The 25,340-nt window shown below is 58.7% G+C and carries 25 protein-coding genes and 1 pseudogene; 12 read left to right on the top strand and 14 right to left on the bottom strand.

What is annotated here, in order from left to right; genetic code table 11:
- Window positions 1-8: 8 nt before the first annotated feature.
- On the bottom strand, window positions 9-1,370 hold the full coding sequence (locus GDV60_RS18880) for a heavy metal sensor histidine kinase (RefSeq protein WP_159908436.1): 1,362 nt from the start codon (window positions 1,368-1,370) through the stop codon (window positions 9-11).
- Complete coding sequence (locus GDV60_RS18875) at window positions 1,370-2,050, bottom strand: heavy metal response regulator transcription factor (protein ID WP_159908434.1); 681 nt, start codon at window positions 2,048-2,050, stop codon at window positions 1,370-1,372. The genes GDV60_RS18880 and GDV60_RS18875 overlap by 1 nt, the downstream gene beginning before the upstream one ends.
- A gap of 156 nt (window positions 2,051-2,206) precedes the next feature.
- On the opposite strand from GDV60_RS18875, the gene GDV60_RS18870 reads away from it, so the two are divergent.
- Window positions 2,207-2,731 (top strand): plastocyanin/azurin family copper-binding protein, encoded by a 525-nt coding sequence (locus tag GDV60_RS18870; RefSeq protein WP_070994627.1) that lies wholly within the window; start codon window positions 2,207-2,209, stop codon window positions 2,729-2,731.
- Window positions 2,732-2,798: 67 nt separating this feature from the next.
- On the top strand, window positions 2,799-3,629 hold the full coding sequence (gene queF / locus GDV60_RS18865; RefSeq protein WP_029300772.1) for an NADPH-dependent 7-cyano-7-deazaguanine reductase QueF: 831 nt from the start codon (window positions 2,799-2,801) through the stop codon (window positions 3,627-3,629).
- A gap of 75 nt (window positions 3,630-3,704) precedes the next feature.
- Here the strand turns inward: queF and GDV60_RS18860 are convergent, their stop codons facing one another.
- Together GDV60_RS18860 and GDV60_RS18855 are read right to left on the bottom strand one after the other, a co-directional pair.
- The gene (locus GDV60_RS18860; RefSeq protein WP_029300769.1) at window positions 3,705-3,971 is read right to left on the bottom strand and encodes a DUF4404 family protein; all 267 of its coding nucleotides are present in this window, start codon (window positions 3,969-3,971) and stop codon (window positions 3,705-3,707) included.
- A 110-nt stretch (window positions 3,972-4,081) separates the two neighbouring features.
- Window positions 4,082-4,693, bottom strand: a complete 612-nt coding sequence (locus GDV60_RS18855; RefSeq protein ID WP_104910671.1) for a phosphatase — start codon at window positions 4,691-4,693, stop codon at window positions 4,082-4,084.
- 195 nt (window positions 4,694-4,888) lie between these two features.
- Between GDV60_RS18855 and GDV60_RS18850 the strand changes: the two genes are divergently transcribed.
- Window positions 4,889-5,575 carry a VacJ family lipoprotein gene (locus GDV60_RS18850; protein WP_029293840.1) on the top strand — a complete coding sequence of 229 codons (687 nt, stop codon included), beginning with the start codon at window positions 4,889-4,891 and terminating at the stop codon, window positions 5,573-5,575.
- A 121-nt stretch (window positions 5,576-5,696) separates the two neighbouring features.
- Window positions 5,697-7,027, top strand: a pseudogene (locus GDV60_RS18845) (IS4 family transposase).
- 43 nt (window positions 7,028-7,070) lie between these two features.
- Here the strand turns inward: GDV60_RS18845 and GDV60_RS18840 are convergent.
- Window positions 7,071-7,367, bottom strand: a complete 297-nt coding sequence (locus tag GDV60_RS18840; protein WP_159908432.1) for a PilZ domain-containing protein — start codon at window positions 7,365-7,367, stop codon at window positions 7,071-7,073.
- Between the two features lie 277 nt (window positions 7,368-7,644).
- Between GDV60_RS18840 and rssB the strand changes: the two genes are divergently transcribed.
- Together rssB and rssC are read left to right on the top strand one after the other, a co-directional pair.
- Window positions 7,645-8,826 carry a two-component system response regulator RssB gene (rssB, locus tag GDV60_RS18835; RefSeq protein WP_159908430.1) on the top strand — a complete coding sequence of 394 codons (1,182 nt, stop codon included), beginning with the start codon at window positions 7,645-7,647 and terminating at the stop codon, window positions 8,824-8,826.
- Entirely contained in the window at window positions 8,826-9,308 is a 483-nt protein-coding gene (rssC, locus tag GDV60_RS18830) for an anti-sigma factor antagonist RssC (RefSeq protein ID WP_029293846.1), read from the top strand. The genes rssB and rssC overlap by 1 nt, the downstream gene beginning before the upstream one ends.
- 371 nt (window positions 9,309-9,679) lie before the next feature.
- Here rssC and tal read toward each other — a convergent pair whose 3' ends face one another.
- The 3 genes from tal to GDV60_RS18815 form a co-directional block, all read right to left on the bottom strand.
- Window positions 9,680-10,606 carry a transaldolase gene (gene tal / locus GDV60_RS18825; protein ID WP_092231713.1) on the bottom strand — a complete coding sequence of 309 codons (927 nt, stop codon included), beginning with the start codon at window positions 10,604-10,606 and terminating at the stop codon, window positions 9,680-9,682.
- A gap of 256 nt (window positions 10,607-10,862) precedes the next feature.
- Complete coding sequence (gene dusA, locus GDV60_RS18820; RefSeq protein WP_159908428.1) at window positions 10,863-11,849, bottom strand: tRNA dihydrouridine(20/20a) synthase DusA; 987 nt, start codon at window positions 11,847-11,849, stop codon at window positions 10,863-10,865.
- Window positions 11,850-12,098: 249 nt separating this feature from the next.
- Entirely contained in the window at window positions 12,099-13,286 is a 1,188-nt protein-coding gene (locus tag GDV60_RS18815; protein ID WP_092231583.1) for an MFS transporter, read from the bottom strand.
- A gap of 490 nt (window positions 13,287-13,776) precedes the next feature.
- On the opposite strand from GDV60_RS18815, the gene mqo reads away from it, so the two are divergent.
- A complete protein-coding gene (gene mqo, locus GDV60_RS18810) occupies window positions 13,777-15,423 on the top strand; it encodes a malate dehydrogenase (quinone) (protein WP_154906866.1) in 1,647 nt (548 codons plus the stop codon).
- 108 nt (window positions 15,424-15,531) lie between these two features.
- Here the strand turns inward: mqo and GDV60_RS18805 are convergent, their stop codons facing one another.
- Window positions 15,532-16,380, bottom strand: coding sequence for a LysR family transcriptional regulator (locus GDV60_RS18805; protein WP_029293949.1), 849 nt, complete (start codon window positions 16,378-16,380; stop codon window positions 15,532-15,534).
- Window positions 16,381-16,503: 123 nt separating this feature from the next.
- Between GDV60_RS18805 and GDV60_RS18800 the strand changes: the two genes are divergently transcribed.
- From GDV60_RS18800 to GDV60_RS18790, 3 genes are read left to right on the top strand one after another with little or no spacing between them, the layout of a single operon-like run.
- Complete coding sequence (locus tag GDV60_RS18800; protein WP_159908426.1) at window positions 16,504-17,496, top strand: hypothetical protein; 993 nt, start codon at window positions 16,504-16,506, stop codon at window positions 17,494-17,496.
- Window positions 17,497-17,498: 2 nt separating this feature from the next.
- Window positions 17,499-18,470: a hypothetical protein gene (locus GDV60_RS18795; RefSeq protein WP_159908424.1), complete on the top strand. Its 972-nt coding sequence runs from the start codon at window positions 17,499-17,501 to the stop codon at window positions 18,468-18,470.
- Window positions 18,471-18,484: 14 nt separating this feature from the next.
- On the top strand, window positions 18,485-19,390 hold the full coding sequence (locus tag GDV60_RS18790; protein ID WP_159908422.1) for a DMT family transporter: 906 nt from the start codon (window positions 18,485-18,487) through the stop codon (window positions 19,388-19,390).
- 23 nt (window positions 19,391-19,413) lie between these two features.
- On the opposite strand, the gene GDV60_RS18785 is transcribed toward GDV60_RS18790, so the two are convergent.
- From GDV60_RS18785 to ppnN, 4 genes are all read right to left on the bottom strand, one after another.
- Window positions 19,414-19,788 carry a hypothetical protein gene (locus tag GDV60_RS18785; protein ID WP_159908420.1) on the bottom strand — a complete coding sequence of 125 codons (375 nt, stop codon included), beginning with the start codon at window positions 19,786-19,788 and terminating at the stop codon, window positions 19,414-19,416.
- A 72-nt stretch (window positions 19,789-19,860) separates the two neighbouring features.
- The gene (locus GDV60_RS18780; RefSeq protein ID WP_070994575.1) at window positions 19,861-20,256 is read right to left on the bottom strand and encodes a PIN domain-containing protein; all 396 of its coding nucleotides are present in this window, start codon (window positions 20,254-20,256) and stop codon (window positions 19,861-19,863) included.
- The gene (locus GDV60_RS18775; RefSeq protein ID WP_029293960.1) at window positions 20,253-20,510 is read right to left on the bottom strand and encodes an AbrB/MazE/SpoVT family DNA-binding domain-containing protein; all 258 of its coding nucleotides are present in this window, start codon (window positions 20,508-20,510) and stop codon (window positions 20,253-20,255) included. The genes GDV60_RS18780 and GDV60_RS18775 overlap by 4 nt, the downstream gene beginning before the upstream one ends.
- Before the next feature lie 174 nt (window positions 20,511-20,684).
- Window positions 20,685-22,058 carry a nucleotide 5'-monophosphate nucleosidase PpnN gene (ppnN, locus tag GDV60_RS18770; RefSeq protein ID WP_029293962.1) on the bottom strand — a complete coding sequence of 458 codons (1,374 nt, stop codon included), beginning with the start codon at window positions 22,056-22,058 and terminating at the stop codon, window positions 20,685-20,687.
- A 328-nt stretch (window positions 22,059-22,386) separates the two neighbouring features.
- Between ppnN and fabV the strand changes: the two genes are divergently transcribed.
- Window positions 22,387-23,580: an enoyl-ACP reductase FabV gene (gene fabV, locus GDV60_RS18765; RefSeq protein WP_159908418.1), complete on the top strand. Its 1,194-nt coding sequence runs from the start codon at window positions 22,387-22,389 to the stop codon at window positions 23,578-23,580.
- A 209-nt stretch (window positions 23,581-23,789) separates the two neighbouring features.
- Window positions 23,790-24,413 (top strand): HAD family phosphatase, encoded by a 624-nt coding sequence (locus GDV60_RS18760; RefSeq protein WP_029293966.1) that lies wholly within the window; start codon window positions 23,790-23,792, stop codon window positions 24,411-24,413.
- Here GDV60_RS18760 and GDV60_RS18755 read toward each other — a convergent pair.
- Window positions 24,410-25,315: a LysR family transcriptional regulator gene (locus GDV60_RS18755; protein WP_029293968.1), complete on the bottom strand. Its 906-nt coding sequence runs from the start codon at window positions 25,313-25,315 to the stop codon at window positions 24,410-24,412. The genes GDV60_RS18760 and GDV60_RS18755 overlap by 4 nt on opposite strands.
- Window positions 25,316-25,340 lie beyond the last annotated feature (25 nt).

The raw sequence follows: 25,340 nt of genomic DNA, 5'->3' as shown, positions 1-25,340 counted from the left end.
GGCTTGCATCAACCCCCCTTGGGCAACTCAATCACAAACCGCGTCCACCCCGGCTGTGACTCACAGAAAATCCTCCCCCCGTGCGCCCGCACAATCGACTGGGTGATCGCCAACCCAAGCCCCGCATGCTCACTGCTACCCTCGTGCCGCGCCGGATCTACGCGGTAGAACCGGTCAAACAGCTTGGGCAGCAACCCTTGGGGAATCCCGGTCCCGGTGTTTTCCACACTCAGCGTTACGCCCTGGGTGTTTTCGCTGATCCGCACCCGTACTTCACCCCCCGGCGGCGTAAAGCGCACGGCATTGTCCAGTAGATTGGAAAACGCCCGGCGCAGCATGCTGCGGTCACCGGCGGTACTGGCGCTGCCGTCACGCAGCAGGTTGACCTGGGCGTCTTCGGCCAATGGCGCGAAAAACTCCAACAGTGCGTCCACCTCGTTGGCCAGGGCCAGCGGTTCGCGTCTGGGGTTCAGCAACCCGTGGTCGGCCTTGGCCAGGTAAAGCATGTCATTGACCAGTTGGGCCATCCATTGCAGCTCTTCAAGATTGCTGTGCAGCGCTTCGCGGTAGTCCTCCAGAGGGCGGGGATGGGTGAGGATCACCTGGGTCTGGGTCAGCAGGTTCGATAACGGCGTGCGCAGTTCGTGGGCGATATCGGCAGAGAACGCCGAAAGTCGCTGGAACGCGTCGTCCAGGCGGCTGAACATGGCGTTGAAGGCCTGGGCCAGTTCCGCCAGTTCGGCCGGCATCTGTTCCTGGGGCAGGCGCTGGGTCAGGGAGTGGGCACGCACGCGGCTGGCCACTTCGGTCATCCGTCGCAGGGGCCGCAGGCCGCTACGTGCGGCCCAGGCGCCGAGGAGTGCGGTCGCCACGGCGGACAGGCCGACCGTCAGCCAGATCAGGTGCTGCATGCGTTGCAGGAAGTGTTGGTGGTGGGTGATGTCCAGCATTAGCACAAGCTGCGCCGAACCTGGCTTGCCGGGATTCAAGGGGGCGTTGTACACCCGGTAATTGGTGCCGGCGTTTTGCAGGCTGTGCAGGCCAGGGGTGGCGGGCAATTGGGCGGGAATGGACGGGGAACTGTCAAACCAGCGCTGGCCATCGACGGCGTTGATGCGCACCGACAGGTCGGGTTGATGGCTCAGTTCGTCTGTCAGTGCGGCCACGCGTTGGGCGAACAGCGCCGGGGTATTGGCATCTTGCAGGGCGCTGCGCAGGGCCATCAGTTTGCTGTCGAGCAGTTGTTGGTCCAACTCGATGAAGTGCTTTTCGCTGGCCTGGCTGAACAGTACGCCCGCCAACAGCGAGACCACGGCAGTGCAGCCGGCAAACAACAACGCCAGACGGCTGGCCAGGGAGATACGCTTCATCAACTGAACCGCTCTTCCAGCACATAGCCCATGCCGCGCACGGTGTGGATCAGTTTATTGGGAAACCCGTCATCGATTTTCAAGCGCAGGCGGCGGATGGCGACTTCGATGATATTGGTGTCACTGTCGAAATTCATGTCCCAGACCTGGGAGGCAATCAGCGACTTGGGCAGCACTTCACCCTGGCGGCGCAGGAGCATTTCCAGCAGGGCGAACTCCTTGGCGGTGAGGTCGATGCGCTGGTTGCTGCGTTCCACGCGACGGCGGATCAGGTCCAGGCGCAGGTCGGCCAGGTGCAGACTGGTCTCTTGGGGCGTGCTGCTGCCCCGGCGCAACAGGCTGCGCACCCGGGCCAGCAGTTCGGAAAAGGCGAAAGGCTTGACCAGGTAGTCGTCGGCCCCCAACTCCAGGCCATGGACCCGATCCTCGACCGCATCCCGCGCGGTGAGGAACAGCACCGGCATTTCCAGGCAGGCACTGCGCACGGCCTGGAGGATTTGCCAGCCGGTGCGCCCGGGAAGCATCACATCCAGAATCAGCAAGTCGTAGTCGCCCGTCAGCGCCAGATGCTGGCCGGTGGTGCCGTCGGCCACCAGTTCGGTATTGAACCCGGCTTCAGTCAGGCCCTGGCGCAGGTATTGGCCGGTTTTGGGTTGGTCTTCGACGATCAGCAGTTTCATAGGCAACTCATGGCAACGGGTAGCAGCGGGCTTTATACCGTGTGCGCCAGGGGGCTGGCGCAACCTGACAAAGTTGTAATCTAGCAGTCAGGTAGCTGGCAGCGGCGCATTATTAGAGTGTCCCACAGGCTGGCTTTATACCTTTGGAGGATAAACATGTTTTTGCGTAAATCTTGGTGGCTGGCAGGTTGCCTGATGGTGTTGAGTGTTCCGGCGCTGGCCGATGGCGCCCACACTTTTGCCTTTGGCCAGGCGGCGCCGGCGACCAAGGCCACTCGTACGGTGGAGGTGGTGCTGCAGGATATTTCCTTTGCCCCCACCTCACTTGACGTAAAAGCCGGTGAGACGGTGCGCTTTGTGCTGGTCAACAAGGGCCAGTTACTGCACGAATTCAACCTGGGGGATGCGAGCATGCATGCCGATCACCAGAAAGAAATGCTCAAGATGCAGGCCAGCGGCATGCTGACCGCCACCGGTATGGGCCAGATGGACCACGCGGCGATGGGCCATGGCGACATGGGCGGGATGAAACATGATGATCCCAACAGCGTGCTGGTGGAGCCGGGCAAGACCGCCGAACTGACTTGGACCTTCAGCAAGGCCGGTGCGCTGGAGTTTGCCTGCAACCTCCCAGGGCACTATCAGGCGGGAATGGTTGGCAAGCTGCACGTCAGTCCATAAAGGCGATGCTCAAAGGCGGGCGCAAAGGCTGGTAGACTGGCGGGGTTTATTTAGCCAGGTTTCCGCCATGCATCCCGCAGCCGAACATTCGCCGCTGGGCAAGTCCAGTGAATACATTTCCACTTACACACCCTCATTGCTATTCCCTATCCCTCGTGCCGCCAAATGGGCCGAGTTGGGCCTCACCGCCGAAACGCTGCCCTACAACGGCGTGGATTTCTGGAACTGCTTTGAACTGTCCTGGCTGTTGCCGTCCGGCAAGCCGGTGGTGGCGATCGGTGAGTTCAGCATCCCGGCTGACTCGCCGAACATCATCGAGTCGAAGTCCTTCAAGCTCTACCTCAACTCGTTGAACCAGACGCCGTTTGCCCAGGTGTCCAACCTTGAGGCGACCCTGCGTGCCGACTTGAGCGCGGCGGCCGGCAAGCCGGTGGGCGTGCGCATCCGCAGCCTGGCCGAGGTGGAAGACGAAGGCCTGGTACGCCTGCCGGGGGTGTGCATTGATGACCTGGATATCAGTGTCAGCAACTACGAGCACCCGCGCCCGGAACTGCTGCGTTGCGACGATTCCCGTGTGGTCGAAGAGAGCGTGCACAGCCATCTGCTCAAGTCCAACTGCCCGGTGACCAGCCAACCGGATTGGGGCAGCGTGGCGGTGGAGTACCGCGGCGCGGCGCTGGATCACGCCAGCCTGTTGGAGTACTTGGTGAGTTTCCGCCAGCACTCGGACTTTCATGAGCAGTGCGTGGAGCGGATCTTTCTCGACTTGCAACGCTTGCTCAAGCCTGAGAAGTTGACGGTGTATGCGCGGTATGTGCGTCGGGGCGGGTTGGATATCAATCCTTACCGCAGTACCGAGGACGTGCCGTTCCAGAACCTGCGCCTGGCCCGGCAGTAAGCTTTACACCAAACAAATGTGGGAGCTGGCTTGCCTGCTCCCACATTGGGTTCTGGGCTTGGTTTGGGGTTTGGATCAGATGCCCATATTGCCCAAGGCCACCACAATATTGCGCAATGTCCCGGCAATGCCTGGATGGTCCAATTCGAAACGTTCGACTGCCAGGTTTACATCATCGGCAATGCTGGGCGGTTGAGTGGCAGGTTCCAGTTCCAGTTGCACTTCAAACTTGGCAATCAAGGCTTCCAGCGCTTCGCGTTTTTCCAGTGGCAGAGGCGGGTCCTGATTCAATTGCTCGCGCAGGATGGAAACCTGTTCTTGCAGTTTTTCGCGGGCAGGCATGGCGTTCTTCCTTTTATCGATAGGCACTGGCATAGACCACGGCACGCCGAGAAAGGTCTACGGGATGACCTGTAGATTAATCCACTGGCGCCGACTGTGCATGATCTTGATCAGGGCTTTTCGCCTTTGAGCCGGCGCAGGCTGATGTCTGCCAGGCACGTGTCCAATTCACCCAGGTGGTCGATCACCGAGTGCACGCCAAGCCCGTACAGTGCGACGGTAGCCTTGGCACGCTTGTGTTCGCGCGCCTGTTCGTCCAACGCTTGCCATTGGGTCGGGGAGAGCCCGCATAGCGATCCGCAGGACGCCAGGCCAATTGTCCAGAGCCCGGCATTGAGCCCGGATTGCAGCAGTCGGGGTTCTCCACTGACCAGCACGCAGCCGTCCAGGCGCTCAATGTTCAGGTCCATCAAGGCTTGCCAGCAGGCATGGGGCGCAGGCCAAGGGGTGGCCGCGGGACGGGTGCCCTGGACCCAACCGGGTAGGGCTGCGGCCAGTGCCGTGGTGACGGTGGAGGGCAACTCATCCAGCCAGGCGCAGGGGGTGCCTTGTCGACTGAGCGATTGCAGGATATTCAGGGCGCCAGGGGTGGCCAGGGTTTCGCCAGCGGGGATGGTGTCGGCGTGGGCCATGGAACCGAAGTCCACCAGGCAGCCACTGAGCCCAAACAATACGGCGGTGAGGGCGGGGGCGTTCTCTGCAACGATCTGGGGGTGGGGCATTGGGACGTCCCTGAAAATAGCTGTGACGCTATCGAAGGTCCGTGACAGGTAGATGACACCTGATTAGATTGTGGGAAAATTGTACATTTTCTGAATGACATTTCCGTCAAGCTGCCTAATCTTACACTTCCGTCATATACTGCCGCCTTATTCAGGGCATAGCGCCCATGACAGATTATTCAAGGAGTTCAAGCTATGCGCTGGAGCCAGTGTCTTGCTCAACTATCCGTGTGTGCCAGTGTCCTGCTGGTACCTTTCGCCGCCCAGGCTGCGGAAGACGACCCATGGGAAAGCATCAACCGCCCGATCTTCACCTTCAACGACACCGTTGATACCTACGCACTCAAGCCATTGGCACAGGGCTATCAGTTCATTACTCCGCAATTTGTCGAAGACGGTATCCATAACTTCTTCCGCAATATCGGTGACGTGGGCAACCTGGCCAACAACGTGCTGCAGCTCAAGCCTCATCAGGCGGGTGTCGATACCGCGCGCTTGCTGGTCAACACCACGTTTGGCGTGTTGGGCTTGGTTGATGTCGGCACCAAAATGGGGCTGCAACGCAGTGATGAAGACTTCGGCCAGACCCTCGGTTACTGGGGCGTGGGCAGCGGTCCTTACGTGATGCTGCCATTGCTGGGCCCAAGCACCCTGCGTGATGCTCCGTCCAAGTATGTCGACAGCTACACCGAACCGTACCGCTACATGAACGACATTCCTACGCGTAACAGCGCCATGGGCCTGGATATCATCGATACCCGCGCCAGCCTGCTGTCGGCTGAAAAGCTGATCAACGGCGACAAATACACTTTTATCCGCAATGCCTACCTGCAAAACCGTGAGTTCAAGGTCAAGGACGGCAATGTAGTGGATGATTTTTAAGGTTAAACCTTGAATGAAAAAGGCGGCCATCGAGGCTAATGCCGATCAGTTAAGCCTTCTCGCTTGACCTTTGGCCGCAAGAAATCAAAATCCGATGCCTGTACTGGCATCGGATTTTTTTATGAGTCTCGCTCGGGCACTGGAACTGACCCACAACATCGCCTCTACCCCCAACGCCATCGAGGGATTGGGTGCTTTGCTCGATCCTTCTCTGGTCGAACAGGCGCTTGAACAAGCTGGTGTGGCGACGCTGCGCAAGCGTCGTTTGCCTCTGGAAATGATGCTCTGGTGCGTGATCTCCATGGCGTTCTTCCGGCGCATGTCGGCCTGGGATGTGGTCAGTCGCATGAATATCATGTTGCCGGGTCAGCGCCCGTTGGTAGCGGCCAGTGCCGTAGCCCAGGCCCGTCAGAGATTGGGCAGCGAAGCTGTACGACAAGTCTTCGATTTGACCCAGAAAAGTTGGCATGAGGCAGCCGGTCACCCGACTTGGGCCGGTCTGCGTTTGTTGGGTGTCGATGGCGTTGTCTGGCGCACGCCCGATACGCCGGAAAATCGGGCGCGCTATGACTCCGCCAGCAACCAGCATGGCGACACCGGTTTTCCTCAGGTGCGCATGGTCTGCCAAATGGAGTTGACCAGCCATTTGCTGATTGGCAGTGCGTTTGAGGGCTACCGCAGCAACGAAATGAAACTGGCCGAGCAACTGATCGAAACCACCCCCGATCACTCGCTGACGCTGTTTGATCGTGGTTTTTACTCGTTAGGTTTACTGCATCGGTGGCAGCAGGCAGGTGTCGAACGCCACTGGCTGATGCCGCTGAAAAAAGGCTCGCAGTACGAGGTGATCCAGCGTTTGGGGCGCCAGGATGCGATTGTTTTGCTGAGCACTTCGCCGCAGGCCCGCAAGCAATGGCCTGGGTTGCCGGAGCAGCTGACCGCGCGACTGCTGAGCAAAACCGCCAGGGCAAGGTGTGTCAGATTCTGACCTCAATGGCTGACCCACTGCGTTTTCCTTCCGACGAGATCGTTGATCTGTACAGCCAGCGCTGGGAAATCGAATTAGGCTTTCGGGAAATGAAGCAGACGCTGCTCAACAGCAACTATACGCTGCGCAGCAAGACACCCGAGATGATCGAGCAAGAGTTGTGGGGCGTGTTGTTGGGCTACAACTTGTTGCGCTATCAGATGGTGGAAATGAGTCGCCACTGTCCTGGCATTTACCCGTGCGAAATGAGCTTTACCGCGTGTACCTGGGCGATTCTTGGGTTTATCAACAGCGTCTCGGCCGACCGTTCCGGGAACATCCCCAAGTATTTGGCCGAGCTTCATGCTTCAGCGCCGCACTACGTTCTACCGCATCGACGTGAGGAGCGCGTTTATCCTCGGGCGATTCGGCTGAAATCACCGAAGTATCCGATCAAAAATAAAAATGCCAGTCAGCTTAACTGACTGGCATTAGCCCTCGAGGCCGCCTTTTTTGTGTGCATTGATTTCAGTACATCTTGAGAATTTTCAGGCCCAGGTGTTGGTCGTCGCCTTCTTTCCTGGCCCATACCACCTCGGTGTCCGCTTTCAGGCCTTTGAGTGCGGCATGTTCTGAGTCGATACGCACCTTCAGTTGGTCGCCCACGTTGAATGGGTGCTGCGCCTGAACCTGCATTCCAGAGCTGGAGAGGTCCAGGCAGACCCCGGCAATCTCCTGGCCGGCGTGGATCAGCGACACGTTGGCCTCCACCCGCATGCGGATGAAATCGCGCTTTTCCGCGTAGTCACGTTCATTTGCGCTCATAGGTTTCATCCTTCCATTGCGTTGTGGTTTTGCCTGTTCTTATAACTCCCGGTGATTTGCGATGTAAAGACGCCCAGCGACCATCGGCATGAGCTTGAAACCCCTGGCGGATGGGAGTACCGTCTGCGCCTTAGAAGGGCACCTCTGCTTTACCTTTGTGCGTGAGCCAAAAGCTCATGTTTTGTAGGACAGAGAGGCTAGAAAGCGAATCCAGTAGTGCGAGCCCGGCCATTGCCAAGCTGCCTACGCCAACCTAATTCTGGCGCCGTTTGCCCACATGCAAAAAACCAGTGCCACGCTGCTGATAATCGATGACGACGAAGTAGTGCGCGCGAGTCTCGCGGCCTATTTGGAAGACAGTGGCTTCAGCGTCCTGCAGGCCGGCAATGGTCTTCAGGGTCTCCAGGTGTTTGAGCGCGACCAGCCCGACCTGGTGATCTGCGACCTGCGCATGCCCCAGATGGGCGGCCTTGAGCTGATCCGCCAGGTGACCGAGCTTGCCCCGCAGACGCCGGTGATTGTCGTGTCCGGTGCCGGGGTGATGAACGACGCCGTGGAAGCCTTGCGCCTGGGCGCCACCGATTACCTGATCAAACCCCTGGAAGACCTGGCCGTATTGGAGCACTCAGTGCGCCGAGCGCTGGATCGTGCCCGCCTGCTGCTGGAAAACCAGCGTTATCGCGAGAAGCTCGAAACCGCCAACCGTGAACTCGAAGCCAGCCTCAACCTGCTCCAGGAAGACCAGAACGCCGGTCGCCAGGTACAGATGAACATGCTGCCGGTCAGTCCCTGGACTATCGACGAGTTCCAGTTCGCCCACCAGATCATCCCGTCGTTGTACCTGTCGGGTGATTTTGTCGACTATTTTCGCGTGGATGAGCGCCGTGTCGCGTTCTATCTGGCCGATGTCTCCGGACACGGCGCATCTTCTGCATTCGTGACCGTGTTGTTGAAGTTCATGACCACACGGCTGTTGTTCGAATCCAAGCGCAACGGCACCTTGCCGGAGTTCACTCCCTCGCAAGTGCTGGGCCACATCAACCGAGGCCTGATCAGCTGCAAGCTGGGCAAGCACGTGACGATGGTCGGCGGCGTGATTGACGAAGAAACCGGTCTTTTGACCTATAGCATTGGCGGTCACCTGCCATTGCCGGTTTTATACACTCCGGACAGTGTGCGTTATCTGGAAGGGCGTGGTCTGCCGGTTGGCTTGTTCAATGAAGCCACCTATGAAGACCACATCCTGGAATTGCCACCGGCCTTCAGCCTGACGCTGATGTCCGATGGCATCCTGGACCTTCTTCCAGAGCCTACACTCAAGGAGAAAGAAGCCGCCTTGCCCCAACGGGTCAGGTCGGCGGGCGGCAGCCTGGATGGCCTGCGGCAGGTTTTTGGATTGGCCACGCTAGGGGAGATGCCGGATGATATCGCCCTATTGGTGTTGAGCAGGAATCTTTGATGAGTACCGGAAGAATCCAATTCGCCGAGCAAGACGGGACCTTCGTCCTGAAGTTTGTCGGTGAAGTGCGCCTGACCTTGTGTTCGGCGCTGGATGCAACGATTGAGCGGATTTTCACTGCCTTGAATTTCTCGGCGATCGTGATCGATCTGACCGAAACCCGCAGCATCGATAGCACCACCCTTGGGCTGTTGGCCAAGTTGTCCATTCTGTCTCGGCAGAAGGTTGGGCTGCTGCCGACCGTCGTCACCACCCACGAAGACATCACCCGGCTGTTGCAGTCGATGGGTTTCGACCAGGTGTTCAACATCGTTGACCGCCCGATCCCGTGCCCGGAGTGCCTGACCGACTTACCGTCCCAGGATCAATCCGAGGAAGTGGTGCGGCTCAAGGTGCTGGAGGCGCATAAGATCCTCATGGGCCTGAACGAATCCAACCGCGAAGCCTTCCACGACTTGGTCAACGCCCTCGAGCGGCACTGACCTCACGGTTGGAGCACGGTCAAAATGTGGGAGCTGGCTTGCTTGCGATAGCTATAGGTATCTACACAACTTTGCCGCAACGCCTAAATCCAGGCAGATAGCGCAGTTGTGGCGAGCGGGCTTGCCCCGCGCTGGGCTGCGAAGCAGCCCTAAACCCTGCCATCGCGGTTTACCTGAAGAAACGCGGCGGGCTTTTCGGGGCTGCTTCGCAGCCCAGCGCGGGGCAAGCCCGCTCGCCACGGGGGGTGTCAGTTTCTGAAAGTTGTGTAGATACCTATGCTGCGATAGCGCCAGCCCAACCAACACATACTTAACGTTACAAAAAAGGGCGGCACCCTAACGGATGCCGCCCTTTTTACCGCGCCCGCTTTTTACAGCTTGGCGCTCAACAATGCCTCCAGCTTCTCCTGGTCACGAGCAAACTGGCGAATGCCCTCAGCCAGCTTCTCCGTGGCCATCGCATCCTCGTTGGACTCCCAGCGGAACTGCGCTTCTGTCATGTGCACACGAGGTTCACCGGCATGGCCTGGCGCCAGCTTGCGTTCCAGCTTGCCATTGTCGGCCGCCAGTTTCTCCAGCAAGTCCGGGCTGATGGTCAGGCGGTCGCAGCCAGCCAACTCTTCGATCTGGCTCAGGTTGCGGAAGCTCGCGCCCATCACCACCGTCTTGTAGCCATTGGCCTTGTAGTAGTTGTAGATGCGCGTTACCGACTGCACGCCTGGATCATCGGTGCCGGTGTAGTCGTTGCCATTGGCCTTTTTGTACCAGTCGTAGATACGACCGACAAACGGCGAAATCAGGAACACCCCGGCTTCAGCGCAGGCCACGGCCTGGGCGAAGGAGAACAGCAGGGTCAGGTTGGTCTGGATGCCTTCCTTTTCCAATTGCTCGGCGGCGCGAATGCCTTCCCAGGTGGATGCAATCTTGATCAGCACGCGGTCGCGGCCAATACCTGCCTTTTCGTACAGGTCGATCAGGCGATGCGCACGCTTGAGTACCGCGTCAGTGTCGAACGACAGGCGCGCATCCACTTCGGTGGAAATACGCCCCGGCACCACTTTGAGGATCTCTTGACCGACAGCCACCGCAAAACGGTCACTGGCCAGGCCCACATCACCGTTGCAATCCTGCACGCAGGCATCCAGCAGCTTGGCGTAGGCTGGAATTGACGCAGCCTTGAGCAAGAGGGAAGGGTTAGTGGTGGCATCCTGCGGCTTGACGCGAGCGATAGCTTCAAAATCGCCAGTGTCGGCAACTACAGTGGTGAATTGCTTGAGTTGTTCCAGCTTGGAAGTCATGGGCGTGCTCTGTCCTATGGGTCTGATGACATTACCCGAGGGCTGCTAGCCGCTCAAGGGCGCAAATGCGTTCGATCGTTTGCGAGGGCAACAACCTGAAAACAGGCGTTTGAATGACCGACCTTGCAGGTAAATAGGAGGGCAAAATCGTAATCGGGTTCAACCCGATGCAATAAACGCCGAGATCAAAGGTGGGAGCGGGCTTGCCCGCGATAGCGATAGGCCCGTCGCCGAATAAATCGACTGGCACCCTCCGTCAGCGACCCTCCAGCAGCGCCCCAGCCTGATCCAGCAAAGCCAGCGGGTCCGCGGCCTTATGAATATCCACCGACAACAACTGCCGAAACCTGCGCGCCCCAGGAAACCCGGTGCCCAACCCCAGCACGTGCCGCGTAATGTGATGCATCGCCCCACCCGTAGCCAGGTGCGCGGCGATATACGGCCGCAACTGCGCCAACGCCTCGGCCCGACTGATCACCGGCGCCGTGCTGCCAAACAATTGCTGATCCACTTCTGCCAGCAAATACGGGTTGTGATAGGCCTCGCGCCCCAGCATCACCCCATCAAACACCTGCAAATGCTCCGCGCACTGCTCCAGCGTCTTGATCCCGCCATTGAGAACAATCTCCAGCTCGGGAAAATCGCGCTTCAACTGCGCCGCCACGTCATAACGCAACGGCGGAATGTCCCGATTCTCCTTGGGCGAGAGCCCCTCCAGAATCGCAATCCGCGCATGCACGGTAAAACTGGTGCAACCGGCGTCCTTCACCTGCCCGACGAAATCACACAGTTGGGCATAACTGTCCCGCCCGTTAATCCCGATACGATGCTTGACCGTCACCGGAATCGACACCGCATCGCGCATTGCCTTTACACAGTCCGCCACAAGAGCGGGGTGCCCCATCAGGCATGCGCCGATCATATTGTTCTGCACCCGGTCGCTGGGGCAGCCGACGTTCAGATTCACCTCGTCATAACCCGCGTCCTGGGCCATGCGGGCACAAGCCGCCAAATCCGCCGGAACACTGCCGCCCAACTGCAACGCCAACGGGTGCTCGGCTTCATTGTGCCGCAGGAAACGTTCGTGATCGCCATGGAGGATGGCGCCGGTGGTGACCATCTCGGTGTAGAGCAGAGCGTGCTTGGAGAGCAGGCGCAGGAAGTAGCGGCAGTGGTGGTCGGTCCAGTCCATCATCGGCGCGACAGAGAAACGGCGTGAGAGTGCAGCAGTTTGTAAGGACATTGGAAATCTGAGTCAACAAGGCGAGTGGCGCGCAGTTTATCAGGGATGGATCTTGGGTGTCGGGAGAGGCGAGTGCTTTCATGGCGCACGCAGGTCTGGAGTATTAATGCGGTTGTACGGATTTCGCTGGTCGAGAGTCCCTGGAAGTGTGGGAGAAAACCCTGCGTGATAGGCGCGCCATCAGCTGCAGAGCGTGGTGAGGACCGGCGTTCCCATATTGGCGCGCCGGTGGGTTCAGTGGCGTGGGCGTTAGTGCCCGCCCTTCATGCGGCGGGCGATCAGGTAGAGGCCTAAACCGACCAGTGCTGTCGCTGCGCCTATGTAGCCGGTGCTGGTCCAGCCATACCCTGCGGTAATTGCCATTCCGCCAAACCACGGTCCCAGGGCATTCGCCAGGTTGAACGCGGCATGGTTGGAAGCCGCGGCCAAGCTCGGTGCTTCATGGGCGATGTCCATCAGGCGGATCTGCAACGGTGCGGCCAAGGCCACCATGGTGCCGACCAGACCCATGCTCAGCAGCACGCCCCATAGCGAGGACGCCGCGAAGGGGAAAAACAGCAACACCGCCATCGACCACACCAGAATCAAGCCGACTGCGCGAAACTGCATGCGATCAAACAATTTGCCGCCCGCGATGTTGCCGATAATGCCGCCCACACCAAACGCGGCGAGGCCGAATGGGATCCACTGCGGCGACACTTTGGTCACTTCCAGCATGGTCGGGGCAAGGTAGCTGAATACGCAGAACATTCCCGCAAAGCCAATAGCGCCAATGGACAGCGCCATCCACACCTGCGGCTTGGTGAAGGCGCGCAGTTCCTTGCGCGGGTCGCTACGTTGTTCATCATGGCGGTGGGGGACGAACTGCCAGACCAGGGCGATGGTGAAGAGGGCGATCACGCTAACCAGGGCAAACGCTGAACGCCAGCCCAGATGCTGGCCGAGGAAGGTGGCGATGGGGTTGCCGAGCAGCATCGCCAGGGTCAGGCCCATCATCACGCGGGCGACGGCACCGGCGCGTTTGTCGTTAGGCACCATACTCGATGCCACTACGGCGGCAATGCCGAAGTAGGCGCCGTGGGGCAGGCCGCTGATAAAGCGGAATGCCACCAGCGAGCCAAAGGTCGGGGTGAACGCGGTGGCCAGGTTGCCCAGGGCATACAGCCCCATCAGCAACAGCAACATATGTTTGCGCAGCAGCTTGGCGCCGAGGATGGCCAGTAGCGGAGCACCGACCATTACGCCCAGGGCGTAAGCGCTAATGGCGTGGCCAACCTGAGGTTCGCTTAAACCCAGATTGCCGGCGATGTCGGGCATCAGGCCCATGATGGCGAATTCGCCGGTGCCGATCGCGAAAGCGCCCACGGCCATGGCAGCTTCCATTTTGGCGGCGCTGCGCGCGGGCAGTACGTGCCCGGGTGTTTGGTGGATAGACATGGATCGCTCTGTTTGAGTGGATTGCACGAAGGAACGCCGCCGATCCTACGTAAGCAGCGGCGAAAGTGTCTAGAACAGGCTTTTTTCACAGAGTTCCATGTGGATGGCGGCCCTGTGACCCCACGTCGCGTCTCCCGCGCTTGACACTGGCGCGTTAAAACCCTCGATTTAGAGCTGTCAATTGGCCAAACGGCGCATAAACGCCTTTTGCCGTGATATTCTGCGCGCCGTCTTGGTCTAGTCTTTCTCTGGTGCGTACATCCGCATACGTCCCAGCGATTGGCTGTCGCCGAGGTAGCTGAAGCCAATAATGATAAGAAGTCAGCGCAGAAGGGACATAAAAGTGAGGTCGATACGTCGGCCTTGTGTGCCCACCCTGCAGTTCTTGCGAGTACGGGAACCAGCAAAACATTGCCTGATGTTTTGCGCACCACGGTTGCCGGAAGGTCGAGGGCGGTAGGGCGGAAGGCGTTTTATCATAGGTGCTACGATGTTTAAAAAAGTGAACACCGCCCTGCTGGGGTTGGCTTTGTCGATGGGGATTACTTCCGTTCAGGCGGAAGAGGCAAAGAAAGTTGATGTGCTGCTGATCGGCGGCGGCATCATGAGCGCGACCCTGGGTGTCTGGCTCAATGAGCTGGAGCCGCAATGGTCGATGGAGATGGTCGAGCGCCTGGACGGCGTCGCCGAAGAAAGCTCCAACGGTTGGAACAACGCCGGTACCGGTCACTCCGCGTTGGCTGAGCTGAACTACACCCCGGAAAACAAGGACGGCACCGTTGAGATCCCGAAAGCGGTCGAGATCAACGAAGCGTTCCAGATCTCCCGCCAGTTCTGGTCGTGGCAGGTTCAGCAAGGCGTTCTGAAGAACCCTCGCTCGTTCATCAACTCCACGCCGCACATGAGCTTTGTGTGGGGCGATGACAACATCAAGTTCCTGAAGAAACGTTACGAAGCGCTGCAGGCGAGCCCGCTGTTTGCCGGCATGGAATACTCCGAAGATCCGGTACAGATCAAGAAGTGGGTTCCGCTGATGATGGAAGGGCGTGACCCTAACCAGAAAATCGCCGCTACCTGGTCTCCGATCGGTACCGATGTGAACTTCGGCGAGATCACCCGCCAGTTCGTCGCTCACCTGCAGACCACGCCCAAGTTCGACCTGAAACTGTCGAGCGAAGTGCAGGACATCACCAAGAACGCCGACGGTTCGTGGCGCGTCAGCTACAAAAACCTGAAAGACGGCACCAAGACCGAGACCGACGCCAAGTTCGTGTTCATCGGCGCGGGCGGCGGTGCCCTGCACCTGCTGCAAAAGTCGGGCATTCCAGAAGGCAAGGAATACGCCGGCTTCCCGGTTGGCGGCTCGTTCCTGGTAACCGAGAACCCAACGATTGCCGAGCAGCATCTGGCCAAGGCCTACGGCAAGGCTTCGGTGGGTTCGCCGCCGATGTCGGTGCCGCACCTGGACACCCGTGTGCTGGATGGCAAGCGCGTGATCCTGTTTGGCCCATTCGCGACCTTCTCCACCAAGTTCCTGAAAGAAGGCTCGTACCTGGACCTGCTGACCAGCACCACGACCCACAACATCTGGCCAATGACCAAAGTCGGTATTCGTGAATACCCGCTGGTCGAGTACCTTGCCGGCCAACTGATGCAGTCGGATGACGACCGCTTCAAGGCGCTGCAAGAGTACTTCCCGAACGCCAAGAAAGAAGACTGGCGCCTGTGGCAGGCCGGTCAGCGTGTGCAGATCATCAAGCGTGACGAAGAGCAGGGCGGCGTCCTGAAACTCGGTACCGAAGTGGTCAGCTCTGCCGACAACACCATCGCAGGCCTGTTGGGTGCATCGCCAGGTGCGTCCACCGCAGCGCCGATCATGCTGACCGTGATGGAAAAAGTGTTCAAGGACAAGGTCGCTACCCCGGCCTGGCAGGAAAAGCTGAAGCAGATCGTGCCAAGCTATGGCACCAAGCTGAACGGCAGCCCTGAGCGCGTTGCGCAAGAATGGGCCTACACCGCCAAGGTTCTGCAACTGACGCCTCCGCCAGCCATTCCTGAAATGGCAGCGCCTCAAGCGACCGAGGCTGCCAAGCCTGCGGCCGAGCCGAGCAAGCCGGCGGCTGATATCGCGCTGTAAGCGGTTGAGGCAGTCCTGATCCAGGGCTGCATCGATACTTGAAAACCCGCTGAACCGGAAACGGTCAGCGGGTTTTTTGGTTGTGGCGTTTCGATGTATCTACACCGGTCAAATACGGAAACCTTTTTTGACCTGTTCATGCAGATGAAGCGCCAGGTGATTGCCGCTATCAGACAGTAGATAAACCTGATGCGGCGACAACCCCGGTAACTGAACGCCAGGAATGACCTGGGTCAGCCCTGCGACCATACGTTCCTCCTCGATCAGCCCCACCGCCAACCCACACATGATGGCGGCTTCTACGGCTGTTGAGCTGGCGCTCTCAAGCAGGATTCGGTAATACACCCCGTGCTCTTTCAGCACACGCAGGGCCGACTCCCGGTATGGGCACCCGCTCAACTGGACAGCGATGGGAAGCGGTGCCTGTTCAGGTCTCTGGAAGTGCTCGGCCACGACCCACACCGGCTGTATTGCACCCAGCCGCTCGCCTTGTTCCAGCGGTTGCGCGCTGACGATCAATGCCAGGTCAACTTGCTCACGACTGAACATCATGGACAGTTCGCCGCTGGACCTTGCCTCCACTTCCAGTTCGAGCAGAGGGTTGTCTGCAATCAGTTGCGGAAGAAAGTCACGCATAAACGCCGGCGCATAGGAGTCAGGTAAACCCAGGCGGATTTTGCCCTGCATGCGCTGTGGGGTTAGGGAGGCGAGTAAACGGTCATGGCTTTTCAGGAAATCAGTGGTCTCACTCAGCAATTTCTTGCCATACATCGTCAGCTCCACACCCTGGTTGTTGCGACTGAAGAGCCTCTGGCCTACCAGGTTCTCCAGCTTGTGAATTTGTGTCGTGACGGTCGAGGCACTGCGATGCACATGGTTGGCGGCTTCGTTGAAACGCCTGAAGCGGGCAACAGCATGAAAGGTACGCAAGAGGTCAATGTTCAGTTGCTTGTTCATGATCCCTCTTTTCGGGATTAGTTATGCGGATTATTCAAATATACAAAATCATGCCTTCATCCTAGTCTTTGGGTCAAACAGGAGCGCGCCTGCATATCGAATAAAAAGAGTCGGAGCGTACATATGGATATCAACACGCTGGTTGTCGCATCTTTGCAGAAACATCATGAGTTTGGCGGGCACATTTGGACGATTGAAAACGCTGAGAAATATTCGACATTGCCTGGGTACACCTCGGCCCTGAATCAACAGGTCAGTGAAGAAATACTGGCACTGATGACAACGTTGAACACTGAGGGCATAAGCGATGCAGGCTTGTGTGCCGCGCCTTGTGGGTCGGGCTCCTTGGGCGAAATCCTGTATTCGGTTGCCTCTGACTTGGTTGATCTTCTGGGACCGGGGAGCTTGCATTACGTTGAGCTGGGTCCGGAACCGGTGAAAACGTCTGCGCTGATGGGCTATTTGCTTGACTGCGGCAGCGAACCGCAACACTACACAGCAGTGGATATCAACAGCGCTTCGCAGGCGGTCATGCGTCGAGTGGTAGAACCGCTGCTGCCAACTCCCCAAGGGTTTTCCTACCTGGCCACTGACTTTCGTGACCTGCACAGGCATCAGCTCGAACGGGGTCAGGATGTAACGCTGATCACAATGCTGGGGTTTCAAGAGGGCAACGAGTTGCCCGATACCATTGGCGAGATCATCCGCCGGGTGGGCGGTACGCGAACGTACGTCTTATCAGAAATGCAGCTGTCCACCGCTGAGGGGGACGCTCATATCCATCGTTTTTATGGGCACGATTGCATGAGCCGGTTTTCTGACCTGATCGGTTTGAAACTGGGCTTGAAGAAAACGGATGACCATCGAGTCGTCATTTCCCAGATTGAGCACCACGACCACTGCTACCGCGTCGCCGCAACGTTGCTCCCGGTCAATGATGGTCACAATGACGGCTATCTGTTGACGAATGTCTGCCTGAAATACACCCGTGAACAATTCATCCGTGTGCGGCAGGAATACGGCAGTTGCCGGGTCATTGGCGAGTATTGCAGTGGCGATGGCAGTGTCATGTATCAGTTGGCTGAGTACTGCCTGGACCACGAGGGAGGTTTGTAACGATGAGGCGAGACAGTGACCTACCCGTCTTTGCACAGGGGGCCGGACGGCTGAAGTTGGCATTGCAGGCATCGCTTTCGCCATCATCGTTGCGCTGCAAGCATCCTGGTGCATTGCTGGATACCTTGCAGCATTGGAATGATGGCTACTTGAACAAGACGGCGCCTGTGCTTGGGTACCAGCGAAGCCTAGCCGAACTGGGCTATGCCAGTTCGTCGGTGGATATTGCCGCGGCTGAACAGTTGACAGCAGTGGCACAGGTTTCGGGGTTGTTCAGTGAAGAAGGCGTCGTGCAATTACGCCGGGCCTGTTATCAATTGGAAGCAGGCTCTAGCACCAGTGATTGGATTATTTCCAATCGTACCCGGGCGGCTACCGAATCTTCGACCCTGCTGCGGGAAATGATGGGCAGTCGCGCCTTCTTGTTAGCGGTGTCACGGATTGCAGGCGTTCCCTTGGTGCCACATCCATTTTTGCGGGCGCGTTCGCAGGTTAACTATTTTTACCCGCCCCAGGCCCCCGAGGCCAAGGCCCAAGTCGGGATGTGGCATACCGATGGTACGAGTTTCGTCTTGAATATCCTGCTATCGGGCCCTGACGAGTATGAGGGTGGGGAGTTTGTCTTTTTTGAGGGGCCAAACGAGCTCTTTGATGTGAATGACTTGGGTGAACGTCTTTGCACCAGTGTGGCCAAGGCCTGCGGTGATGCTGTTTATATCTACGGCAGTCGTGTGTTTCATGGGGTTCGCCCACTCATCTCCGGTAGGCGCATGTCGCTGGTGCTTTCATTCCATTGTCCTTACAGCGCAGCCGATGTGAACAAGTTCTGGCACCTTGCTTCCGATGACGGTGTGTTGAGGACGATCAGGCCATGGCTTCAACTTAAGCGCGACTTGGCCTTACCTGCCGATGAGCAATACCGGCGGCTCGATATTGAGCCTATTACCTTTGCCGACCTTGCGGTTCGCCTATGAGGTTTCTCAAACTCATGCGCCTGGATGCGCTGAAGCTACTGCTATTGCAGGTTGTATTTGTCCTGTCTTGGAGTTCCGGTTTCATTGGGGCCAAGATGGGCGCCCAGGATGCCGGCGCGTTCAACTTGCTGTTCTGGCGTTTCTTGCTGGTGTCAGTGTGCCTGGCGCTGTTTTTGAATGTCGCACTGCTGAAGATTTCCTGGGCGCAAATCCGCCATCATGCGGTGATTGGTTTCTTGTCGCAGTTTCTCTATTTGAGTTGCGTCTATGTGGCCATTCAAAATGGTTTGCCTCCAGGCATTGCGGCAATCATTGCTGCCCTACAGCCGCTGATGACAGCGGCCCTTTCGTCAGGCAGTACCGGGGAGCGCAGCGGGGGCTGGCAGTGGTTGGGGTTGATGATCGGTTTTTGTGGCGTGTCGATTGTGATCGCTGGGCAATACCGCAATAGCGGTGCCGAGGTCGGGCTGGTCATGTATCTACTGCCGCTTGTTTCGGCATTGGGGCTGACGATGGCAACGCTGTATGAGCGCCGCGCAGCACTGACGCAAACTCATCGCAGTACGCTGAGCCTGTCGCTGTTCATTCAGTCGCTGGTTACCTTGATCGGCTTTACCGCTGCAGTGCTCTACACCGATACGTTGAGTGTTCCGCAGGGGGCTGGCGTGTTGATCTCGATCGTTTGGTTGACGGTTTTTTCAACGTTTATCGCGTATCTGAGCCTTTGGATGCTGCTAAGGGTAATGACGGCCACCCATGTGGCGGTCCTGGTTTATCTGGAGCCACCCGTGACGTTGGTCTGGGCAGCACTTATGTTTGGCGATGTGATTTATACGTCGACTTATGTGGGCATCGTGGTGGTGGTGGCGGGGCTGATTCTGGTGCGTTTGAAACGACAAACCATGGTGTGTACGCCATAAGCCGTGAGCGCTTTTTTGCCCCACTAGGTCGGCTTTTTCGTTCCCAGCAACCGCAGTTCCTTGAGCAACGCTGCCCCCAGTTGTTCGGTGCCCACCTCCTTGTACCCCACAGCCTTGATCTTGCCATTCTGTTCCGCCTGGATGATGACCACCGGGGTCTCCTTAAGCGTACCTGCCTCGATGTGCATGGCGTATTGGGGAATGTCCATTTTGATCGGTGTACCGGCTGCCTTGCCCTTCACATTGATCAGAAACGCCGCGCAACCACGGTCTACATCCTCGTTGGTGGCGGACCGCCCGCTGACAAAGCAGGTCTCCGGCAGGTCGGGCCAGGCGATGGTTTGCCCCAAGGCCAGGGCGGGTGTCAGGAACAGGGCAGCGAGCAGAAGCGTACGCACGTTGGGCAGTCTCTCAAGGGGCAATGGAACACAGGTTTTACCAAAGCAGGCCCGTTGCAGCAACGCCAGGGTTCAGCCCAGGCGCCGCATACCAGCGGCTTTCGCGGCGTCTAGATCAAAGGTGGCGGTGTATTCACACCCGGCGGCGTGGGCACAGCGTTCGATCAGGCAGTCGGCGAAATCCGCCTTGGTTGTGGTAAATCGGCGCACGGCCTGCCAGATGACTTCGGCATGTTCGATGATCAGTTCGCGGGTACGCAACAGGGTTTCCAGAACGGCTACCACTTGCGTCTTGGTGCAGGGGTAGCAGCTCTGTAGTACCCAGACCAGTTCCACCACCGAAACCAGGCTGACGAAACCGGGCGCAGCAACGGTCAGGGATTCGATCAGGTGCGAGGCTTTGGCCGATTGCGCCGGATCATCCTGGGTGACGTAGCGCACCAGCACATTGGTATCCAGGCCAATCATCCAGCCTTCGCTCCCTGCGCGGCGATTGCCTGGTTCATGTGTTCAATGCTGACGGCCTTGGCGGGTTTGCGGATCAGCCCCTTGAGGTCCTGGATGCTGTGGTTGGCGGCGATGATGGCGAACTTGCCGTCTTCCATTTCGACAAACTCCACTCGGTCTCCGGTGTCCAGGCCCAATGCGGTCCGGACTTGAACGGGGATGGTGATTTGCCCTTTTGAGGTGAGTGTGGCGGTGGCCATAATGAAGGTCTCCATCGGGATATTCCTTACCTTAGGGTAAGGAATAATGGAGGGCAAGATCCGTTGGTCCATAGGTTGCTCTTCTGTGGGGTCAGTGATCGGAATAGTTAAAACCCTAGTCCGCTTTCGTTCCCTCGACACCCCACAGACAGCCCTAAAGCAATACAACCTATGACCTGGCAATTTGCCTTATTGCACGACTCGATAGCACGGCACATACGCCGCGCCGCCGGGCAGCTTCATCCGGTGCTGCTCCACGAACGCTTTCAACAACTCATCCAGCGGCTTCATGATGGTCGGGTCGCCGTGGATCTCATAGGGCCCGTTCTGTTCGATCAGGCGGATGCCCTTGTCCTTGACGTTACCCGCTACGATCCCTGAGAACGCCCGGCGCAGGTTGGCCGCCAGTTCATGGGGGGGCAGGGCGTGGCTCAGTTGCAGGCTGGCCATGTTGGCGTGGGTCGGGTCGAACGGGCGCTGGAAGCCTTCGTCGATCTTCAGCAGCCAGTTGAAGTGGAAGGCGTCGTTGCGCTCGCGGCGGAACTGTTTGACCGACTTCAGGCCTGCGGTCATCTGCCGGGCGACTTCCGCGGGGTCATCAATGATGATCTGGTAGTGGGCCTGGGCCGCTTCACCGAGGGTCGCACCGACAAACGCATGCAGCTGTTGCAGGTACGGCGCCGCTTGTTTGGGCCCGGTGAGGATGACCGGGAACGGCACATCACGGTTGTCCGGGTGCATCAGGATGCCCAGCAGGTACAGGAACTCTTCGGCCGTGCCAGCGCCCCCTGGGAAGATGATGATGCCGTGGCCGACGCGCACGAAGGCTTCCAGGCGTTTTTCGATATCCGGCAGGATCACCAGCTCGTTGACGATCGGGTTCGGTGCCTCGGCGGCGATGATGCCCGGCTCGGTGAGGCCCAGGTAGCGCCCGCCGGTGATGCGTTGCTTGGCGTGGGAAATGGTCGCGCCCTTCATCGGGCCTTTCATCACGCCCGGGCCGCAACCGGTGCATACGTCGAGGCTGCGCAGGCCCAGTTCGTGCCCGACTTTCTTGGTGTATTTGTATTCTTCGGTATTGATCGAGTGCCCACCCCAGCACACCACGATCTTTGGCTCGACCCCGGGCCGCAACGTGCGCGCGTTGCGCAGCAGGTGAAACACGTAGTCGGTGATGCCCTGGGAGGTGCTCAGGTCGATGCGTTGGCTATCGAGTTCGTTTTCGGTGTAGACGATATCGCGCAGGGCGCTGAACAGCATTTCGCGGGTGCTGGCGATCATTTCACCATCGACGAATGCGTCGGCGGGCGCGTTCAACAGTTCCAGGCGTACGCCGCGATCCTGTTGATGGATGCGGACTTCAAAATCCTTGTAGGCGTCGAGGATGGTCTTGGCATTGTCGATATGGGCGCCGGTGTTGAGGATTGCCAGGGCGCATTGGCGGAAAAGCGTATAGATGCTGCCGGAACCGGCTTCGCTCAGTTGCTGGACTTCACGTTGCGACAGCGTTTCGAGACTGCCCTTGGGGCTGACGGAGGCATTGATGACTTGGCGTTGAGGCATTCTTATTCCCTGAAAGCGCAGCCACCGGGCGATGAACAGCCAGTGGCATGAGGATGACGAGCGCCGAATACGGTCGCACAGGACGGGCATTTTCCCTGCCCTACAGGCAGGACGCAAACTCCGTACAGCTTCATCATGCCGCACAATTTGCGCAATTCGCGTCCTTGTTGGAAAAATATAGTGCCTTTCCCCGCTGTGGATTGGATTTTGAGAACAGAAGAATTGCGACTATCGTGACGCTTCGGTTTTTCGGACGTCATAGACCAGTACGATTGACGCCGTAATGGCCACCATTGGCCATCGGCACCTTGGAAGAGGCAGAAATTTTATGATCATCAAACCGCGGGTTCGTGGCTTTATCTGTGTGACCGCCCACCCTGTTGGCTGCGAAGCGAACGTCAAAGAGCAGATCGACTACGTGACCGAGCACGGTGCCATCGAAGGCGGCCCGAAGAAAGTCCTGGTGCTCGGTGCGTCCACCGGCTACGGCCTGGCAGCACGTATCAGTGCCGCTTTTGGTTGTGGCGCCGACACCCTTGGCGTGTTTTTTGAAAAAGAAGGCGAAGAAGGCAAGCTCAGTTCTGCCGGCTGGTACAACAGCGCCGCTTTCCACAAGTTTGCCGCCGAAAAAGGCCTGTACGCCAAGAGCATCAATGGCGATGCGTTCTCTGACGAGATCAAGCGCCTGACCATCGAAACCATCAAGAAAGACCTGGGCAAGATCGACCTGGTGGTCTACAGCCTGGCCGCGCCACGCCGCACCGACCCGCAAGGCGTCGTGCATAACTCTACCCTCAAGCCGATTGGCAAGGCTGTGACCCTGCGCGGGATCAACACCGACAAGGGCGTTGTGGTCGACACCACGCTGGAGCCGGCGACCCAGGAAGAAATCGACGGTACCGTCAAAGTGATGGGCGGCGAAGACTGGCAGCTGTGGATCGACGCCCTGCGTGACTCCGACGTGTTGGCCGAAGGCGCCAAGACTACCGCGTTCACTTACCTGGGCGAAAAGCTGACCCAGGATATCTACTGGAACGGCTCCATCGGCGAGGCCAAGAAAGACCTCGACAAGAAAGTCCTGACCCTGCGCGACAACCTTGCCGCACTCAAGGGCGATGCCCGTGTATCGGTGCTCAAGGCCGTGGTCACTCAGGCCAGCTCGGCAATCCCGATCATGCCGCTGTACCTGTCGCTGCTGTTCAAAGTGATGAAAGAGCAGGGCACCCACGAAGGCTGCATCGAGCAGGTCTACGGCCTGTTCAAGGACAGTCTGTACGGCAGCGAGCCGAAGCTTGACGCCGATGGCCGCCTGCGTGCCGACCTGGCTGAGCTGGAGCCGAAGGTCCAGGACGCCGTCGCGGCGCTGTGGAACCAGGTCACCGACGACAACGTCAACGAGATCAGCGATTTCGCCGGCTACAAGGCCGAGTTCCTGCGTCTGTTCGGTTTTGAGATTGATGGCGTGGATTACGACGCTGACGTCAATCCGACCGTGAAGATCGAAGGCCTGGTCCAGGCTTAACCCCTCGTAGGAGCCGGCTTGCCGGCGAAAATCGTCAACGATTACGCGGGGTGCCTGGCGCCCCGTGGCGTTCTCGGGTTTTTCGCCGGCAAGCCGGCTCCTACAAAAGCTCACATTTGGGAACCGTCCTACCTTTCCTTGCTTGCCCCTTCTTGACCTCGGTGTGCCAGACTGCGTCCGTTATCACACTAGGCTAACGGAGGATCTTCATGACGATTCGTGCAGTAGTTTTTGATTTCGGCGGTGTCCTGTTTGACTGGAGCCCGCAGCATCTGTACCGCAAGCTGATTACCGGTGACGAGGAGCGCCAATGGTTCCTCGAGAACATCTGTACCCAGGCCTGGAACACTGAACAAGACGCTGGGCGCACCCTGGCTGAGGCTACCCACAGCCTGATCGCCGAACACCCGCAACATGAGGCCTTGATCCGGGCCTACTACGACCGCTGGCATGAAATGCTGCGCGGCCCGCTCGCCGATGGCGTGGCGATTCTTGAAGACCTGCATGAAGCCAAAGTACCGTTGTTCGGCTTGACCAACTGGTCCGCAGAAACCTTCCCCTACGCCCGCGCCAACTACCCGTTTCTCAAATACTTTCGCAACATCGTGGTGTCCGGCGAGGTGAAGCTGATCAAGCCTGACCCGGCGATCTACCGCGCCAGCCTCGATCAGGTGCGTGCCCATCTGCCGGATATCCGGGCCGAAGAACTGGTGTTTATCGACGATGTGGCCGAAAACGCCAATGCCGCCAGTGCCCTGGGCTGGCAGGGTATTCACCACGTATCACCCGAGCAGACCCGGCGCCAGTTGCAGGCCTTGGGGGTGAGCGTCTAGCGCGCCCATTGTTCGATCACGAAGTCGACAAACGCCCGTAGCTTGGGCAGGCGATAGCGGTCCTGCGCATATAAAAGGTGCATCGAGCGCGAGGGTGACTGGTAGCTTGGCAGTAGCGCCACCAGCCGCCCCGCCAGTAGATCGGCGCCGACCAGGGCGTCGGGCAGCATCACGATGCCCATGCCTTCGACAGCGGCACGGTGCAGCGCCTGGGAGCTGTTGATGGTCATGGGCCCGGACACGGCGACTTCCACTTCACCCTCGGCTGCGCGCAGGCGCCAGAGTTTGTCGGCGTTGCGCCAGTCATCGGTCGACGGGTAGGCGAACGCCAGGCAGTCATGGGCCTGCAAATCCATGGGCTGCTGGGGCGTACCTCGGCGCGCCAGGTAGTCCGGCGACGCGCACAGGGTCATGGTGTAGTCCTGCAACGGCCGGGCGATCAGGCTGGAAGGTTGCAGCTCACCCAGGCGGATCGCCACGTCGAAGCCGCTATCGATCAGGTCCATGGCTTGATTGCTCAGGACCACGTACAGCTGGATCTTTGGGTAGCGTCGGGAAAATTCACTGAGCGCCGGTGCCAGGCGCTCGGCACCGAACGCGGGCGGGGCGGTGATGCGCAGCAAGCCTTGTGGCGCCTCGCTGTGGATTTGCTCAGCCAACTGCTCGGAGTTGGCCACTAACCCCAGTACCTCCAGGCAGCGCTGGTAATAGAGGCCGCCGAACTCGGTCAGGCTTTGCTTGCGGGTGGTGCGTTTAAGCAGGCTGACGCCCAGGCGTTGCTCCAGGGCGCGCAGGTGGTTGCCGACCATGGTGGTCGACAGGCCGCAAGCCTGGGCCGCTGCAGTCATGCTGCCGGCCTCTACCACTTTGACGTAGACGGTCATTGCCTGGAACAAATCCATTATCAACCCTTGATTCAAAGTCATT

The organism is Pseudomonas sp. DTU12.1 (assembly GCF_009873475.1).
Lineage (GTDB): Bacteria > Pseudomonadota > Gammaproteobacteria > Pseudomonadales > Pseudomonadaceae > Aquipseudomonas > Aquipseudomonas proteolytica.
This window is presented reverse-complemented; position numbering and strand designations above follow the sequence as displayed.

Excerpts from the sequence above, each read along its gene's own strand:
- GDV60_RS18790 (WP_159908422.1), top strand. The coding sequence starts at position 18,485 with ATGCGCCTGGATGCGCTGAAGCTACTGCTATTGCAGGTTGTATTTGTC.
- rssC (WP_029293846.1), top strand. The coding sequence starts at position 8,826 with ATGAGTACCGGAAGAATCCAATTCGCCGAGCAAGACGGGACCTTCGTC.
- GDV60_RS18870 (WP_070994627.1), top strand. The coding sequence starts at position 2,207 with ATGTTTTTGCGTAAATCTTGGTGGCTGGCAGGTTGCCTGATGGTGTTG.
- rssB (WP_159908430.1), top strand. The coding sequence starts at position 7,645 with ATGCAAAAAACCAGTGCCACGCTGCTGATAATCGATGACGACGAAGTA.
- GDV60_RS18875 (WP_159908434.1), bottom strand. The coding sequence starts at position 2,050 with ATGAAACTGCTGATCGTCGAAGACCAACCCAAAACCGGCCAATACCTG.
- tal (WP_092231713.1), bottom strand. The coding sequence starts at position 10,606 with ATGACTTCCAAGCTGGAACAACTCAAGCAATTCACCACTGTAGTTGCC.
- GDV60_RS18780 (WP_070994575.1), bottom strand. The coding sequence starts at position 20,256 with ATGATTGGCCTGGATACCAATGTGCTGGTGCGCTACGTCACCCAGGAT.
- dusA (WP_159908428.1), bottom strand. The coding sequence starts at position 11,849 with ATGTCCTTACAAACTGCTGCACTCTCACGCCGTTTCTCTGTCGCGCCG.
- GDV60_RS18855 (WP_104910671.1), bottom strand. The coding sequence starts at position 4,693 with ATGCCCCACCCCCAGATCGTTGCAGAGAACGCCCCCGCCCTCACCGCC.
- GDV60_RS18760 (WP_029293966.1), top strand. The coding sequence starts at position 23,790 with ATGACGATTCGTGCAGTAGTTTTTGATTTCGGCGGTGTCCTGTTTGAC.
- queF (WP_029300772.1), top strand. The coding sequence starts at position 2,799 with ATGCATCCCGCAGCCGAACATTCGCCGCTGGGCAAGTCCAGTGAATAC.
- GDV60_RS18815 (WP_092231583.1), bottom strand. The coding sequence starts at position 13,286 with ATGTCTATCCACCAAACACCCGGGCACGTACTGCCCGCGCGCAGCGCC.
- ppnN (WP_029293962.1), bottom strand. The coding sequence starts at position 22,058 with ATGCCTCAACGCCAAGTCATCAATGCCTCCGTCAGCCCCAAGGGCAGT.
- GDV60_RS18880 (WP_159908436.1), bottom strand. The coding sequence starts at position 1,370 with ATGAAGCGTATCTCCCTGGCCAGCCGTCTGGCGTTGTTGTTTGCCGGC.
- GDV60_RS18755 (WP_029293968.1), bottom strand. The coding sequence starts at position 25,315 with ATGGATTTGTTCCAGGCAATGACCGTCTACGTCAAAGTGGTAGAGGCC.
- mqo (WP_154906866.1), top strand. The coding sequence starts at position 13,777 with ATGTTTAAAAAAGTGAACACCGCCCTGCTGGGGTTGGCTTTGTCGATG.
- fabV (WP_159908418.1), top strand. The coding sequence starts at position 22,387 with ATGATCATCAAACCGCGGGTTCGTGGCTTTATCTGTGTGACCGCCCAC.
- GDV60_RS18840 (WP_159908432.1), bottom strand. The coding sequence starts at position 7,367 with ATGAGCGCAAATGAACGTGACTACGCGGAAAAGCGCGATTTCATCCGC.
- GDV60_RS18800 (WP_159908426.1), top strand. The coding sequence starts at position 16,504 with ATGGATATCAACACGCTGGTTGTCGCATCTTTGCAGAAACATCATGAG.
- GDV60_RS18795 (WP_159908424.1), top strand. The coding sequence starts at position 17,499 with ATGAGGCGAGACAGTGACCTACCCGTCTTTGCACAGGGGGCCGGACGG.
- GDV60_RS18850 (WP_029293840.1), top strand. The coding sequence starts at position 4,889 with ATGCGCTGGAGCCAGTGTCTTGCTCAACTATCCGTGTGTGCCAGTGTC.
- GDV60_RS18805 (WP_029293949.1), bottom strand. The coding sequence starts at position 16,380 with ATGAACAAGCAACTGAACATTGACCTCTTGCGTACCTTTCATGCTGTT.
- GDV60_RS18860 (WP_029300769.1), bottom strand. The coding sequence starts at position 3,971 with ATGCCTGCCCGCGAAAAACTGCAAGAACAGGTTTCCATCCTGCGCGAG.
- GDV60_RS18775 (WP_029293960.1), bottom strand. The coding sequence starts at position 20,510 with ATGGAGACCTTCATTATGGCCACCGCCACACTCACCTCAAAAGGGCAA.